This is a genomic window from Sphingobium sp. AS12, assembly GCF_019097845.1.
Taxonomy (GTDB): Bacteria; Pseudomonadota; Alphaproteobacteria; order Sphingomonadales; family Sphingomonadaceae; genus Sphingobium.
The window spans coordinates 387,714-402,381 of record NZ_JAHRGM010000024.1 but is presented as its reverse complement, the minus strand read 5'-3'; the positions used below and the strand labels follow the sequence as shown (position 1 = coordinate 402,381).

Below are 14,668 nucleotides of genomic sequence, written 5' to 3'. Positions count from 1 at the left end.
GCCACGCCGTGCAACCGGCCTATTTGAAGTTGCGTGCAAACATGCCTATGTTGGTCGGAACATTGTCCCCACACAAAGGGTATAGCCTTCCGTGTATGTGATTGTCATCCTCGCCATGATCGCCGGTTTTCTGGCGCTGCGGCTCTATTCCGTTCTCGGCAAGCGTACCGGGCACGAACAGGAGCCTGCGCTGCGCCCGGCTGAGGACCGCGCCAAGGTGACGGTCCTGCAACCGCGCCCCGCCACTGAAATGGCGGGCGATTCGGTGCGTCTGGCCGATGGACTGATCGCACCCGGCGCTGAAATGGGTGTCCGCGCGCTGATCGCCGCCGACCGCAGCTTCGACGTGCCACAATTCGTCGACGGCGCAAAGAGCGCCTATCGCATGGTGCTGGAAGCCTTTTGGCGCGGCGACCGCGATGAACTGGCCTGGCTGTGTGACGAGGATGTGCGCGCATCGTTTGAAGAGGCGATTGCCGCCCGTGAGGCGGAGGGGCACGTCCTCGATAACCGGCTGGTCCGAATCGAAAAGGCCCAGATTGTCGAAGCGTCCGTCGATGGCCGTATCGCCCAGGTCGCGCTGCGGTTTGAGGCCGACATCGCCGCCGTCACCCGCGACAAGGACGGCAATGTCGTCGCCGGGTCGATGACCGACGCGGTCGGCACCAACGATATCTGGACCTTCACCCGCGACATTCGCAGCGCCGATCCCAACTGGAAGCTTAGCGAAACCGACGAAGCGTGATCGCGGCATGAGTTTTCGGCATTCGGCGGGCGCGCTGATCGCAGCGCTGGCGCTGTCCGCTTGCGCAGGCGGGATGATCCCGCCCTCGGCGAGTGGCCCTGCCACACCGTCGCGTCCCGTGCCATCGGGCGAGGCGACCCGCCCGACTCCTGCAACCCCGCGCCCGACCCTGCCGGTCGAAGTTCCTGCTGATCCGGCGCTGGACAGCAGCACGGCAGCGGGCCTTGGCGTGACGCGCGGCCCCGATATCGCCAGCCTGATCCCGTCGGGCGAACGGTCGCGGCTGGCCCTCGAAGCCTTCCGCATATCCTGCCCCACGCTGATGCGTCGCACCGACCAGAGTGGCCTGACCAAGGGGTCCGACTGGAACAATGCCTGCGCGGCAGCGTCCAGTTGGCCTGAAGCCAGTGCAAGCGAGTTTTTCTCCCGCTATTTTGAAGCGGTGCAGGTTGGCACAGGCGCGGCCTTCGTCACCGGCTATTATGAACCGGAAATCGCCGGATCGCGCACCCGCCAGCCCGGCTATGAAGTGCCAATCTATCGCCGCCCCGGCGACCTGATCGACGTCGATCTCGGCCAGTTCAGCGAAAGCCTCAAAGGCCGCACGATCCGTGGCAAAGTGTCCGGCACCAAATTCATCCCCTATGACGAACGCGCCCAGATCGTGGCAGGCGCATTGGCCGGGCGCGGGCTGGAACTCGCCTGGGCCGCTGATCCGGTCGAATTTTTCTTCCTCCAGGTGCAGGGCAGCGGGCGGCTCAACCTGCCCGACGGCAGCGTCATGCGGATCGGCTATGACGGGCAGAATGGCCGCGACTATAGCGGCATCGGCAAGCTGATGAAGGATCGCGGTCTGATCCAGGCCGGGTCGATGCAGGATATCATGGCTTATCTGCGCGCCAACCCGGTCGAGGGCGCGGGAATCATGAACGAAAATAAGAGCTTCGTATTCTTCCGCGAATTGACCGGCGCCGGGCCGATCGGCGCGCTGGGGGTACCGGTGACGGCGGAGGGAACGGTCGCGGCCGACCCCAAATTCGTGCCGCTGGGCGCGCCGGTGCTGCTCTCGCTCGACCGCGCCGAACCCAATGGCGTGTGGATCGCGCAGGATACGGGCGGCGCGATCAAGGGCGCCAATCGCTTCGACAGTTTCTGGGGCGCGGGCACGCGGGCGCGGGGCATTGCCGGCGGCATGTCGGCACGCGGCAGCGCGCTGGTGTTGCTGCCGATCGGCTCGGCGGCGCGCCTCGTCCGACCCTGACCGGCCGTTCGATGGCGCGGCGGCACCTGTCCCCCGATGAAGCCGCGCTCTGGACTGCGCTAACCCGATCGGTCCGGCCGATCCGCCCGCATGGCCGGGTCATGCCCGCGCTCCCGACCCAGCCGGTGGCTGTCGCCGTCAAAACAGGGTTAACGCCGCCCCCACGCTCGACACAGGCTCCCGTGCCGGTTCGCACCCCCGCAGCAGTGCTGGATAGCGGCTGGGAAAAGCGGATTCGCGGTGGCACGATCAGCCCGGACATGAGCATCGACCTGCACGGTCACAGCCTGTCGGCGGCGCATGTGCGGCTCAATCAGGCGATCGCGTCGGGGCTGGCGCGGGACGCCCGCGTCCTCCTCGTCGTCACCGGCAAGCCGCCCAAAAACGCGGCGGACGGGGCATCGCGACGCGGCGCGATCCGCGCGGAAATCGGCCATTGGCTGGAAACCAGCCCCTATGCCGACCGCATCGCCAGCGTCCGCGTCGCCCATCCGCGCCATGGCGGCGATGGCGCGCTTTATCTGGTTTTGCGTCGCAAAAAATAACGGCTTTCGCTGATCTTTTCTTAACCACTGTCCTTCATATCCGGCGGATCATGATCCTCTTTCGGGGTCGCTTGCGGGGGTAAGGAGGCAGATGCACGGCGTTACGTTGAAAAGCCGCGCTGCTGCCTTTGCCTGCGCCGCAGGGGCGCTGGTGTTCATTCTGTCGCTGGTGCTGGGTTACACGCCGGGCGCGCAGGACGACATCGTCCAGATTGGCCGCGCGCTGATCATCGCGATTCTTTGCGGCACGATGAGCTGGGCGTCCGCCAGCCGCACCATTGCCACGACTGCCACCGCGATCGACGCCGCCACCGAGCGCCTGCTTGCCGCCGCCCATGGCGATCTCCAGTCGCGCGTGCCACGCGAAATCGGGCTGGAACTGCCCGATCTGTCGGTCGCGCTCGAAAGCCTGTTCAGCCAGGTCCGCACCAATCTCGACCATGTCCAGGCGCTTGCCCTGTTCGATCAGGTGACGGGGCTTGCCAACCGCACCAGTTTCTGCCGCCAGGTCGAACGCCAGCTTGCCGAGCGCGAGGAGGGGGGCATGGCCGCCCTGTTCTTCATCGATCTCGACGGGTTCAAAAGCGTCAACGACACGCTGGGCCATGCCGCTGGCGACCAGTTGCTCGCGCGCGTTGCGGGCCGCCTGCGCGAAGTGGTGATGGCGCAGATCGGCGCGGGGATGGGCGACGCGGTCATCGGTCGCCTCGCCGGTGACGAATTCACGATGTTCTTCCCTACCTTGTCGGGCCACAACGCCGCCGCGCGGATCGCCCGCGCCATCCAGTTCGCGCTGAGCGAACGGTTCGACCTTGGCAGCCAGCATGTTGATCTCGGCGCATCCATCGGCATCGCCTGCTATCCCGACCATGGCGACACGCTGTCTACCCTGCTGCGCGCCGCCGACATCGCCATGTATCATGCCAAGCATGAGGGGCGTGGCCGTGCGGAAATGTATAGCGATGCGCTGGCGCTGGAGGCATCCGATCGCGCCGATCTGGAGCGCGACCTGCTGCTGGCGCTGGAACGCGACGAATTTCTGCTGGAGTTCCAGCCGCAGATCGACGTCCTGACCGATCGCGCCGTCACTGCCGAAGCCTTGGTGCGCTGGGCGCATCCCGAACGCAATATCGTCATGCCCGGCGCCTTCGTGCCGGTGGCGGAGGAAAGCGGCGCGATCGTCGCGTTGGGCGACTGGGTGATGAACCGGGTGTGCGAAACCGCTGCCCGCTGGTCCCGCGCAGGCATCCATCAGCGGATCGCCGTCAATATCTCGACCCGCGAACTGGGGCAGGCCGATTTCTTTCTGCGCCTGCGCCACGCCATCGCCACGCATCATGTGCCAGATGGGATGCTGGAGCTGGAAATCACCGAATCGCTGGCGATGGAGATGGAACTGCGCGTGCTGGACCAGCTCGCCGCACTGCGCCGCGATGGCGTGCGCATCGCCATTGACGATTTCGGCACCGGCTATTCCAATCTGTCGCGGCTGAAGGAATTGCCGGTCGACCGGGTCAAGATCGACCGCAGCCTGGTCCGCGACATCGCAACATCCGCCGAAGCGCGCACCATCTGCTCCGCCGTCGTCGGCCTCATCCAGGGGCTGGGGATGGAAGTGGTTGTCGAAGGCATTGAGAACCAGGCGCAAATGGACATGCTGCGCGTCATCGGCTGCACCCTGTTTCAGGGCTATCATCTGGCGATGCCGACGGGCGAAGAGGATTATCTGAGCCGTTATACGGCGCAGCCTGCTGCGCTGGAGCGTGGGGCAGGTTAACGAGCAGGATGGTTTTGGGTTGCAGCGCCCAGCCTCCGTTCGTTTCGAGCGAAGTCGAGAAACCGTGCGCTACAGTTTCTCGACTTCGCTCAAAGCGAACGGGAGTAGAGTCATGGCGCGTTGAGCCTCAGCCCTCAACCCTTCCCAACGCCCGTTCCACGATCAGCCGGTAAATCTCCACCAGATCGCGCAGATCCTGCACCGCCACGGCCTCGTCCAGCTTGTGCATGGTCGCGTTGTTCAGGCCGAATTCCACGACCGGGCACAGGCGCGAGAGGAAGCGGGCGTCGGACGTGCCGCCGGTGGTGGACAATTCCGCGTCCACGCCAGTCACCTGTCGAATCGCGTCCGACACCAAGCTGGACAATGTGCCGGGCGCAGTCAGGAAGGGTTCGCCGCTGATCTTGGCCATCACCGTGCCGCCTTCGGTCGCCGCGATCGCGCTGATGCGTTCGACCAGCGCCGCACCGCTATGCTGGTCGTTGAAGCGGATCGAGATGCGCGCGCTGGCTGCCCCCGGAATGACATTGGTGGTCGGGTTGCCGACCTCCATGTCGGTTATCTCGATATTGCTGGGCTGGAACCAGTCGGTCCCCTCGTCCAGCATCAGCGCGTCGATGGCCGCGAGGATGCGGACAAGGCGAGGCACGGGATTGTCGGCCAGATGCGGATAGGCGACATGGCCCTGCGTGCCTGCGACGTTGATCCACATATTGACCGACCCGCGCCGCCCAATCTTCACTACATCGCCCAGCCGCGCCGACGATGTCGGTTCGCCGACGACGCACAGGTCCGGGCGCAATTCGCGCGCCGCCATCCGTTCCATCAGCGCCAGCGTGCCATAGACGGCTGGCCCTTCCTCGTCCCCGGTGATGATCAGGCTGATCGTGCCGGGCAGATCGTCGGGCAGGGTGGCCAGCGCCGCTACGAAGGCGGCGATCGATCCCTTCATGTCCACCGCGCCGCGCCCGTAGAGCAGGTCGCCGCGAATTTCCGGCACGAAAGGATCGCTGGTCCAGCCGGGACCGGGCGGCACCACGTCCAGATGCCCGGCAAAGGCGAAATGCGGCCCCGCGCCGGTAGTGCGCCAGGCCAGCAGATTTTCGACCGGCCCGTCAGGCGCTTCGCCCGCGATGAAACGGTCCACGCTAAAGCCCAGGGGCAGCAGCATATCCTCCAGCGCGGCAAACACCGCGCCGGTCGCGGGGGTTACGGATGGGCAGGCGAGCAGGCGCTGCGCGAGCGCCACCACATCATCATTGGCTCTGGTCATGGTCATGCCCCGGCGTTAGCGAATGGAGGACCGCTTGGCCAGCAGCAGGAGGACAGGTCATGCCCCGGATCGCGCTAGAGCATATCGTGCAGACCAACAGCACCGGCTATCCCGCCCCCCATGACGCGGCCGTGGCGGAGCGATGGGTGCGGCGACTGGGACCACCCCACGGCCTGACCGATTTTGGCGTCAGCCATGTCGTGCTGAAACCCGGCGGCGCATCCGCCCAGCGGCACTGGCATGAGGATGAGGATGAGTTTGTCGTCATGCTGGCGGGGGAGGCGGTGCTGGTCGAGGATGACGCTCGCACGCTCATGCGTGCGGGCGATATGGCGGCCTTTCCCAAGGGTGAAGCGAACGGCCATCATCTGCTGAACGAAAGCGATGGCGATTGCGTGTTTCTGGCCTTTGGTCGTCCGCCAACGGGGGATTGCCATTATCCCGACATAGACCTGTTGTGGACGGCTGGCGGCTATCGGCGCAAGGACAGGAGCAGCTTTTGACGATTGCCATGGATCGCCGCGCATTGATGGCCGGGATGGGCGCATTGCTGGTCGCGGCCAAGGCACCCCCGGTTGCGCCCTTGAAGCTCGTAAAGCCGCCGCGTCTGCGTCCCGGTGACACGGTCGGGCTGATCGAACCGGCTGGTTTTACCGACGACGGATTCGATCTGGACCTGGTGCGCGAAACCATGCTCGCCATGGGGCTGAAGCCCAAGGACGCCCCCCATCTTGCGCAGCGCCATGGCTATCTGGCGGGCAAGGATGCGGACCGGGCATCCGACATCAACGCGATGTATGCCGATCCGGCGGTGAAGGCCGTGTTCGCGGTGCGTGGCGGCTGGGGCTGCGCGCGGCTTTTGCCCTATCTCCATTTCGCTACGATCCGGGCGAACCCCAAGCTGTTGGTCGGCTTTTCCGATATTACTGCGCTGCATCTGGCCTTCGCGGCGAAGGCGGGCTTCACCACCATCCATGGTCCCAATGCCGCGAGCAGCTGGGGCCAGCTGTCCTGGGATGCATTCCGCGCCGTTGCGTTCGAGGGGGAAACCCCGACCTTCGCCAATCCGCCGGGTATGGAGGACAGGCTGGTCCAGCGCACGGGCCGCATCCGCACCTTCCGCCCCGGCGTAGCGCGCGGGCGGCTGCTCGGCGGCAACCTCACCGTGCTGGCGGCGCTGATGGGGACGGGCTGGCTACCCGACTTTACCGGCGCGATCCTGTTCATCGAGGATATTGACGAAGCCCCCTATCGCATCGACCGGATGCTGACCCAGCTGGCGCTGGGCGGCGTGTTGGGGAAGCTGGCGGGTGTGGTGTTCGGCCAGTGCAGCGGCTGCACCGCCGCTGGTCCCTCCTATGGCGGCTTCACTTTGTCCGAAGTGCTGCAACAGCATCTGGAACCGCTGGGCGTCCCGGCCTTTCAGGGTGCGCTGTTTGGCCATGTGGCGAACCAGTATAGCCTGCCGGTGGGCGTGCGGGCGGAGATTGATGCGGGCGCGGGGACGATCCGGTTGCTGGAGGCGGGGGTCGCCTGAGTCATGATCGTTGGAGGGTGGAAGCCCCGTCACCGTTCGTTTCGAGCGAAGTCGAGAAACGTCGCGTGCAGGTTTCTCGACTTCGCTCGAAACGAACGGATCATGGTGTAGTCATCGGGCTTTACTCATCTCACGCAATCGCCAGCACGCTGGTCAGCACGATCCGCACCAGTTCCGCCTGACCCCGCGCACCCGTTTTGGCATAGATTTTCTTGCTGTAATTGCGCGCGGTTTCCACCGTGATGCCCAAGTTCGCGGCGGCCTCGCTGATCGGGATGCCCTGCGCGATCGCCCAGGCGAGTCGCGCTTCGCTGGGCAACAGGCCGAACAGTTCGACCAATTGCTCGCACCGGTCCGCCTGTGACCAGCGGTCGCCGCTCAAATAGGCGATCGCCACCGGGGTCGATCCCGCCGACACCGACCGCCCCCGGATCGGCGCGACCAATATGTCCATCCATGGATCACGGCTGAGGTTAATGGCGCGCGGGCGGCTGTCGGGATCGTCGGCCATGTGCCGCACCAGCGCGGTCAGTTCCCGGTCGATCAGCGGCGATGCCGGGGTCAGCCGGTCGTAGCGCCCGCGCCGCAGCACGCTGGTGCGCTGGAACAGCTGTTCGACATGGGCGGTCATGTCGATGATGCGGCAGCGCGCGTCGAGCGTCAGCCAGCCGAAATTGAGCCGCCCGAACGCTTCGGACGTCAGCGTCGATCGCAATTTCTCCCGCTCCAGCGCGACGAAGGCGCGGAGAGCGATGCGCAGATGCGGGGCCAGCGCGGTCAGAAGTGCGCTGACCGCCGGCCCGATGGACCGCCCGCCCGCGCAGGCCAGCCAGCCATCCACTCCGCTGGGTTCCGTGACGCGGATGGAGCGCATGTCGCTGATCCCCTGCGGCACCAGCAATTCGCTGTTGAAGGCGCGGTGGACCGGATTGCTCTCTTCCAGCAGTTCGGCGAGGGCATAGACCCGCCCGTCGCGCATATGGCGGTAGGGGAAAGGGGCGCGCCCATATTTTTCGACGAATAAACTGTGCAAATGGGTCGGTGGCGTCGGGCCGGCGTGCAACTCGACGATCGCATCCTCATCGACCGGGCGGAAAACCAGCGTGGTATAGACCGCGTCAGTGCGCAGCCGCAGCTTTTCCAGGAAGTCCTGCCACAGCGGTTGCTGGAACATCCCTTCATGCAGGGCCGCCAATAATCCGCCATCATCCAGCCGCATGAATGATGCTCATACATCCTCCCATATGGGAGGTCCAGTATATTGGCTTTGCTGCCATAAGAGACGTACAAACAAGCTGAGGACCGCATGGCAGACGCAAAAACCCTGACCCATCTGGAGCGACTCGAAGCCGAGAGCATCCACATCCTGCGGGAAGTGGTGTCGGAGGCAGAAAAGCCGGTGATGCTCTATTCCGTCGGCAAGGATTCAGCCGTGATGCTGCATCTGGCGCGCAAGGCCTTCTATCCTTCGCCGCCGCCCTTCCCGCTGCTGCATGTCGACACGACCTGGAAATTCCAGGAAATGTACAAGCTGCGCGACCGGATGGCGCAGGAAAGCGGCATGGAATTGCTGGTCTATCAGAATCAGGAAGCCAAGGACCGGGGCATCAACCCGTTCGACCATGGCGCGCTGCACACCGACATGTGGAAAACCGAAGGGCTGAAGCAGGCGCTCAACCTTTACGGCTTCGACGCAGCCTTTGGCGGCGCGCGCCGCGACGAGGAAAAGAGCCGCGCCAAGGAGCGCATCTTCTCCTTCCGCACCGCCTCCCACGGCTGGGACCCCAAGAACCAGCGCCCGGAACTGTGGAACCTCTACAACGCCCGCAAAGCCAAGGGCGAGAGCATCCGCATATTTCCCATCTCCAACTGGACCGAGTTGGACATCTGGCAATATATCCATCTGAACGACATCCCGATCGTCCCGCTCTATTTTTCTGCCAAGCGCCCGACGGTGGAGCGTGACGGCATGTTGCTGATGGTCGATGACGACCGCTTCCCCCTCGAACCGGGCGAAGTGCCGGTCGAACGCTCGATCCGCTTCCGCACTTTGGGCTGCTATCCGCTCACCGGCGCGGTGGAGAGCGAGGCTGCCACCTTGCCTGAAGTGATCCAGGAAATGCTGCTGACCACCACGTCGGAGCGGCAGGGCCGCGCGATCGACAAGGATGCCGGCGGCGCTGGCATGGAGAAGAAGAAGCAGGAGGGGTATTTCTGATGTCGGACATCATCACCAACGATTCAGTCTATCAGACCGATTCCCTCATTGCCGAGGATATCGACGCCTATCTGGACGTGCATCAGCACAAGACGATGCTGCGCTTCATCACCTGCGGGTCGGTGGACGACGGCAAGTCGACGCTGATCGGCCGCCTGCTCTATGACAGCAAGATGATCTTCGAGGATCAGCTCGAAGCCTTGCAGGCCGACTCTAAGCGCGTCGGCACGCAGGGTCAGGAGATTGACTTCGCGCTCCTCGTCGATGGCCTTGCCGCCGAGCGGGAACAGGGCATCACGATCGACGTCGCTTATCGCTTCTTCGCCACCGAAAAGCGCAAGTTCATCGTCGCCGACACGCCCGGCCACGAACAATATACCCGCAACATGGTAACCGGCGCGTCCACCGCGGATCTGGCCGTCATCCTGATTGACGCGCGCAAGGGCATCCTGACGCAAACCCGTCGTCACTCCTATCTTGCCCATCTGATCGGCATCCGCAACATCGTGCTGGCCGTCAACAAGATGGATCTGGTCGGCTATGATCAGGCGATCTTCGACAAGATCGTCGCGGACTATACCGAGTTCGCCGCCAGCATCGGCATCGCTGCCTTCACACCGATGCCGATTTCCGGGTTCAAGGGCGACAATATCACCGGCCCGTCGGAAAACACGCCCTGGTACGCCGGCCCGGCGCTGATCGAGCATCTCGAAACGGTCGAGGTCAACAGCGCGGTCGATGCCGACAAGCCCTTCCGTATGCCGGTGCAGTGGGTCAACCGCCCGAACCTCGATTTCCGCGGCTTTTCCGGCCTGATCGCCACCGGCACGGTCAAGCCCGGCGACGCCATCCGGGTCCTGCCATCGGGCAAGACCTCCACCATCAGCCGCATCGTCACGATGGATGGCGACCTGGATCAGGCGGTCGCTGGCCAGTCGGTTACGCTCTGTTTTGCCGATGAAATCGACTGTTCGCGGGGCGATGTCATCGCCCTTGCCGACAATCCGCCCCAGGCCGCCGACCAGTTCGAGGCGACCATCGTGTGGATGGCGGATGAGGAGATGCTGCCGAGCCGGTCCTACTGGCTCAAGATCGGCACGCAGATGGTCACCGCGACCATCCAGCAGCCCAAATATCAGGTCAACGTCAACACGATGGAGCATCTGGCGGCCAAGACGCTAGATCTCAACGCCATCGGCGTCGCCAACCTGTCCACCGACAAGCAGATCGTGTTCGAACCCTATGCCCAGAACCGGACGCTGGGCGGCTTCATCCTGATCGACAAGATCAGTAACGCCACGGTCGCGGCGGGGATGCTGCACTTCTCGCTCCGCCGGGCGCAGAATGTCCATTGGCAGGCCACCGACGTCAGCCGCGATTTCCATGCGGGTCTCAAGAACCAGAAGCCAGCCGTGCTGTGGTTCACCGGGCTGTCGGGTGCGGGCAAATCGACCATCGCCAATCTGGTCGAGAAGAAGCTGGCGCGGATGAACCGTCACACCTTCCTGCTCGACGGCGACAATGTCCGCCATGGCCTGAACAAGGATCTGGGCTTTACCGATGCCGACCGGGTGGAAAATATCCGCCGGGTGGGCGAAGTCGCCAAGCTGATGACTGATGCGGGGCTGATCGTCATCACCGCCTTCATCTCGCCCTTCCGTTCGGAACGCGACATGGTGCGGCAGATGATGCAGCCGGGCGAGTTTATCGAGGTGCATATCGACACGCCGCTTGCCGATGCCGAGGCGCGCGACGTCAAGGGACTCTACAAGAAGGCACGGTCGGGGCAGCTCAAAAACTTCACCGGCATCGACAGCCCCTATGAAGCCCCGCTCGACCCGGAAATCCGCGTCGATACCGTGGCGATGAGTGCCGATGAAGCCGCCGACGCCATCGTCGCGAGGTTGATCCCATGAGCGGCGGCATGACCGACGCCGCGCTGGCGGCCCATTTGGCAGAGGTTGCGGGAAAAATCCTGCTCGACGTTCGGGAATCAGGGCTGTTCAGTCCCAAGGCGCTGGGTAAGGCGGGCGACCAGACCGCCAACCAGTTCCTGTGCCACGCCCTGCGCGAGGTGCGGCCGGAGGACGGCCTCCTGTCCGAAGAGGAAAAGGACAATGAGGATCGGCTCAGCCAGTCGCGGGTCTGGATCGTCGATCCGGTCGACGGCACCCGCGAATATGGCGAAGCGCGCGCCGACTGGGCGGTGCATGTCGGCCTGGCGATCGACGGGCAGGCGGCGATTGGCGCGGTGGCGCTGCCGGGGCTGGATGGCGGCGTCGTCATCCGCACCGACCAGCCGCGCGTCGTGCCACCCGCACCCGATCAGCTGCGCATGGTCGTCAGCCGCACCCGCCCCGCCGCCGAAGCGGTGGCAGTGGCTGAGAAACTGGGCGCGGAACTGGTGCCTATGGGCAGCGCCGGGGCGAAGGCCATGGCGATCATCCTGGGGCAGGCGGATATCTACCTCCATTCGGGCGGCCAATATGAATGGGACAGCATGGCCCCCGCCGCCGTTGCCTTGGCCCACGGCCTGCACGCCAGCCGCATCGACGGCAGCCCGCTGATCTACAACCAGCGCGACGTCTATATGCCTGACCTGCTGATCTGCCGTAAGGAGCACGCGGAACAGGTCTTGGCTCTGGTGGCGGAGGTGCAGGCGGCATAACCCTTCTCCCTTGGGGGAGAAGGACACGAAGCCTTACCCGGTAGCGGGTTAGGCGAAGTTGGAAGAGGGGGTTCGACGCGGAGCGTGCGCGCTCCTCTGACGCCGCTACACCCTCTCCCAGCTGCGACTAGGGCTGCAAGCAGCCAAGTCTCCGCAACCCTCTCCCTCAAGGGAGAGGGTTAGGGGGCATATTATCCGGCCACCTTTTCCGCCGCCGCCATCACCCGCAGCACATTGCCGCCGACCAGCTTGGCGACATCGGCGTCGCTCCACCCGCGCCGCATCAGCTCCGCCAGCAACGCCGGGTAAGTCTCCACCCCGCTCAACCCTTCGGGCAGATCGCCCACCCCGTCGAAATCGCTGCCGATGCCGACATGGTCATGACCAGATAGCTTGACGATATGCTCGATATGGTCGGCCACCTGTCCGATCGTCGCAACCGGCTCCGGGTGCGCCGCCTCCCACGCCGCCAGCGCCTTTGCCGCACCGTCCGGGTTGCCGATATACAGCCCGCCCAAGGGCGGCGCATTATAGCGGGCGATCTCCGCGCTGCGGTCCGCGCCCCAGACGCGGCGGGCTTCGGACACATATTGGGCGGCGAAATTGACCATCACCACGCCGCCATTGGCCGCCACCTGTTTCAGCACCGCGTCCGGCACATTGCGCGGCGTGTCGCACAGCGCACGGGCGTTGGAGTGGGAGAAGATCACCGGTGCCTTCGTCACCCGCAGCGCGTCCAGCATCGTCGCCTCGCTGACATGGCTCAGGTCCACCAGCATCCCCAGCCGGTTGAGTTCGCGCACCACATCCTCACCGAACGGGGTCAGCCCATCATGCTTGGGATTGTCGGTCGCACTGTCGGCCCAGTCGATCGTGCGGCTGTGGGTCAGCGTCAGATAGGCCGCGCCCAGTTGCCGGTAAGCGCGCAGGACGGCGAGGCTGCCGTCGATCTGTCCGCCACCCTCGACCCCGATCAGCGACCCGATCCGCCCGGCCTTGTGCGCCGCGCGCAGCTGCGCCGCCGTCGTCACCAGCGTAAAATCGCTGGGATAGCGTTCGGCCAGATGATGCACCATGCCGATCTGGTCCAGCGTATCTTTCACCTGCTGCACCTGCGGCAGGTCCGCCGACACCCAGACCGACCAGAACTGCCCGCCGACGCCACCCGCCTTCAACCGCTTGATATCGGTATGATATTGCTTGGGGTCCAGCTGGGTCAGGTCCATCGTCCAGCGCGCATCCTTCGCTTTCTCCGCCAGCGCTTCGGGCCAGTCATTATGGCCGTCGATCAGCGGCGTGGCTTTCAGCACCTTGGCGATCCGCGCAGCATAGGGATCGGGCGCGGCCTGGGCGGGCAGGGCGGCGAACAGCAGCGGCAACACCGCGAGACTAAGGCTTTTCATGGGGCGAGAGGGTAGGCGCGCGCGCCCCCAAGTCAATCGCCCGCGCGTCAGCCGAAGAAGGTGCGCCCGGTGCGCTGGCGCTGCGCCGGGGCGGTGAAGATCGCGCCCGCCGACACGCGGCTGCCGCGCACCACTAGCAGCACCTGATCCTGCGCTTCCAGCCTCACTTCCTCGCCGGGATGCTGGATGCTCTTGCCATTGGCATGGTCGATCTGGACGACGAAGAAAGCGCCCCGGCCACGCCGCTCGGCCTCTCCCACGGTCACGCCGGTCATTGCGCCCTTGTCGGGCACGACCACCATTTCCAGTTCCAGCCCGAATTCGTGCAGACCGCGCTTCATCTGGCCCATCTCGGCGGAATTGGCGACGAACCCGGCGGTCGAGGGATAGAGGATCATTTCGGCTATCCGCTCCGCGCCGATATGGGTGGGCAGCACCACCTTGTCCGCGCCCGCGTGCAGCAGCTTGCTTTCCGTGGTCGGTGCCTCGCCGCGCGCGATGATCTCCAGGCCCGGATTCATGTTGCGGGCCGACAGGGTGATGAACACATTGGCGGCATCGTCGGGCAGGACCGTCGCCAATATTTTCGCCCGGTCGATGCGGACGGTGCGCAGCGCGCTTTCCTCGGTCGCCTCGCCGCGATGGCACAGATAGCCCAGCGCCTGCGCCTCGGCTATCTTGCCGCCGTCGCGTTCCAATATGACAAAGGGCGTGCCCGCCGCGTGCAACTCCTTGGCGAGTTGCACGCCGATCCGGCCAAAGCCGCAAATCACCACATGGCCGCTCAGCCGTTCGATCAAAGTCTGCATACGATCCAGTCCCAGCAATCGGCGCAATTGAATGGCCGCGAACATCTGCACCAGCGCGCCGGTCAGCACGATCATGCCGGTGCAGCCAAGCACCATCGTGGCGATTGTGACGGCGCGCAAATAGGGCGTGGCGATGGGCCGGACTTCGCCATAACCCACTGAGAATATGGTTAAAGTGACCATATAGGCAGCATCCGCGACTGGCCATCCCGCCGCGACATAGGCCGACACCGCCGCGACAAAGACTATGCCGACAAAGATCAGCGTCCCCACCAGCAGCCGCGCCGGTGAGGCAAAGAGGCTGGCTGTGTCGCTGCCCGTCCGGTCCTGTACCATCGTCCCTGCTTCCCCCCGAAGCCTGCAATGTGGTGGCGCTTTTGCGCGATCCTGTCGAGTCCGGTGATGACCGGCAGGATGCTTCGCGCTAGAGCG

13 protein-coding genes are annotated in these 14,668 nt (G+C 64.8%); 9 read left to right on the top strand and 4 right to left on the bottom strand.

The genetic code is table 11. From position 1 onward, the window contains the following. Positions 1-91 precede the first annotated feature (91 nt). The 4 genes from KRZ98_RS10955 to KRZ98_RS10940 all read left to right on the top strand — a co-directional run bounded on the left by KRZ98_RS10955 (position 92) and on the right by KRZ98_RS10940 (position 4,328). On the top strand, positions 92-745 hold the full coding sequence (locus KRZ98_RS10955) for a Tim44/TimA family putative adaptor protein (RefSeq protein WP_119747716.1): 654 nt from the start codon (positions 92-94) through the stop codon (positions 743-745). Positions 746-752: 7 nt separating this feature from the next. After that, a complete protein-coding gene (locus KRZ98_RS10950; RefSeq protein ID WP_217673566.1) occupies positions 753-2,006 on the top strand; it encodes a murein transglycosylase A in 1,254 nt (417 codons plus the stop codon). Between the two features lie 11 nt (positions 2,007-2,017). After that, the gene (locus tag KRZ98_RS10945; protein WP_217673565.1) at positions 2,018-2,551 is read left to right on the top strand and encodes a Smr/MutS family protein; all 534 of its coding nucleotides are present in this window, start codon (positions 2,018-2,020) and stop codon (positions 2,549-2,551) included. A 91-nt stretch (positions 2,552-2,642) separates the two neighbouring features. After that, on the top strand, positions 2,643-4,328 hold the full coding sequence (locus KRZ98_RS10940) for a bifunctional diguanylate cyclase/phosphodiesterase (protein ID WP_217673564.1): 1,686 nt from the start codon (positions 2,643-2,645) through the stop codon (positions 4,326-4,328). A 127-nt stretch (positions 4,329-4,455) separates the two neighbouring features. On the opposite strand, the gene dapE is transcribed toward KRZ98_RS10940, so the two are convergent. After that, on the bottom strand, positions 4,456-5,607 hold the full coding sequence (dapE, locus tag KRZ98_RS10935) for a succinyl-diaminopimelate desuccinylase (protein WP_217673563.1): 1,152 nt from the start codon (positions 5,605-5,607) through the stop codon (positions 4,456-4,458). Positions 5,608-5,660: 53 nt separating this feature from the next. On the opposite strand from dapE, the gene KRZ98_RS10930 reads away from it, so the two are divergent. Next, positions 5,661-6,104, top strand: a complete 444-nt coding sequence (locus tag KRZ98_RS10930) for a cupin domain-containing protein (protein ID WP_217673562.1) — start codon at positions 5,661-5,663, stop codon at positions 6,102-6,104. Between the two features lie 26 nt (positions 6,105-6,130). Continuing rightward, entirely contained in the window at positions 6,131-7,138 is a 1,008-nt protein-coding gene (locus tag KRZ98_RS10925) for an LD-carboxypeptidase (RefSeq protein WP_217673703.1), read from the top strand. A gap of 130 nt (positions 7,139-7,268) precedes the next feature. Here KRZ98_RS10925 and KRZ98_RS10920 read toward each other — a convergent pair whose 3' ends face one another. Continuing rightward, a complete protein-coding gene (locus KRZ98_RS10920; RefSeq protein WP_217673561.1) occupies positions 7,269-8,357 on the bottom strand; it encodes a helix-turn-helix transcriptional regulator in 1,089 nt (362 codons plus the stop codon). Between the two features lie 87 nt (positions 8,358-8,444). Here KRZ98_RS10920 and cysD point away from each other — a divergent pair, with 87 nt between their 5' ends. From cysD to KRZ98_RS10905, 3 genes are read left to right on the top strand one after another with little or no spacing between them, the layout of a single operon-like run. Further along, a complete protein-coding gene (gene cysD / locus KRZ98_RS10915; protein WP_217673560.1) occupies positions 8,445-9,356 on the top strand; it encodes a sulfate adenylyltransferase subunit CysD in 912 nt (303 codons plus the stop codon). Continuing rightward, positions 9,356-11,272 carry a sulfate adenylyltransferase subunit CysN gene (gene cysN, locus KRZ98_RS10910; protein ID WP_217673558.1) on the top strand — a complete coding sequence of 639 codons (1,917 nt, stop codon included), beginning with the start codon at positions 9,356-9,358 and terminating at the stop codon, positions 11,270-11,272. The genes cysD and cysN overlap by 1 nt, the downstream gene beginning before the upstream one ends. Continuing rightward, the gene (locus KRZ98_RS10905; protein ID WP_217673557.1) at positions 11,269-12,024 is read left to right on the top strand and encodes a 3'(2'),5'-bisphosphate nucleotidase CysQ; all 756 of its coding nucleotides are present in this window, start codon (positions 11,269-11,271) and stop codon (positions 12,022-12,024) included. Before cysN ends, KRZ98_RS10905 begins: the two co-directional genes overlap by 4 nt. A 191-nt stretch (positions 12,025-12,215) precedes the next feature. Here the strand turns inward: KRZ98_RS10905 and KRZ98_RS10900 are convergent, their stop codons facing one another. Continuing rightward, on the bottom strand, positions 12,216-13,427 hold the full coding sequence (locus tag KRZ98_RS10900; protein ID WP_217673556.1) for a dipeptidase: 1,212 nt from the start codon (positions 13,425-13,427) through the stop codon (positions 12,216-12,218). A gap of 47 nt (positions 13,428-13,474) precedes the next feature. After that, the gene (locus KRZ98_RS10895) at positions 13,475-14,572 is read right to left on the bottom strand and encodes a TrkA family potassium uptake protein (RefSeq protein WP_217673555.1); all 1,098 of its coding nucleotides are present in this window, start codon (positions 14,570-14,572) and stop codon (positions 13,475-13,477) included. Between the last annotated feature and the right edge of the window lie 96 nt (positions 14,573-14,668).

Bases quoted from the DNA above. Each gene is read 5' to 3' on its own strand.
- KRZ98_RS10950 (WP_217673566.1), top strand. From the start codon at position 753: ATGAGTTTTCGGCATTCGGCGGGCGCGCTGATCGCAGCGCTGGCGCTG.
- KRZ98_RS10945 (WP_217673565.1), top strand. From the start codon at position 2,018: ATGGCGCGGCGGCACCTGTCCCCCGATGAAGCCGCGCTCTGGACTGCG.
- KRZ98_RS10940 (WP_217673564.1), top strand. From the start codon at position 2,643: ATGCACGGCGTTACGTTGAAAAGCCGCGCTGCTGCCTTTGCCTGCGCC.
- dapE (WP_217673563.1), bottom strand. From the start codon at position 5,607: ATGACCATGACCAGAGCCAATGATGATGTGGTGGCGCTCGCGCAGCGC.
- KRZ98_RS10930 (WP_217673562.1), top strand. From the start codon at position 5,661: ATGCCCCGGATCGCGCTAGAGCATATCGTGCAGACCAACAGCACCGGC.
- KRZ98_RS10925 (WP_217673703.1), top strand. From the start codon at position 6,131: ATGGCCGGGATGGGCGCATTGCTGGTCGCGGCCAAGGCACCCCCGGTT.
- KRZ98_RS10920 (WP_217673561.1), bottom strand. From the start codon at position 8,357: ATGCGGCTGGATGATGGCGGATTATTGGCGGCCCTGCATGAAGGGATG.
- cysD (WP_217673560.1), top strand. From the start codon at position 8,445: ATGGCAGACGCAAAAACCCTGACCCATCTGGAGCGACTCGAAGCCGAG.
- cysN (WP_217673558.1), top strand. From the start codon at position 9,356: ATGTCGGACATCATCACCAACGATTCAGTCTATCAGACCGATTCCCTC.
- KRZ98_RS10905 (WP_217673557.1), top strand. From the start codon at position 11,269: ATGAGCGGCGGCATGACCGACGCCGCGCTGGCGGCCCATTTGGCAGAG.
- KRZ98_RS10900 (WP_217673556.1), bottom strand. From the start codon at position 13,427: ATGAAAAGCCTTAGTCTCGCGGTGTTGCCGCTGCTGTTCGCCGCCCTG.
- KRZ98_RS10895 (WP_217673555.1), bottom strand. From the start codon at position 14,572: ATGGTACAGGACCGGACGGGCAGCGACACAGCCAGCCTCTTTGCCTCA.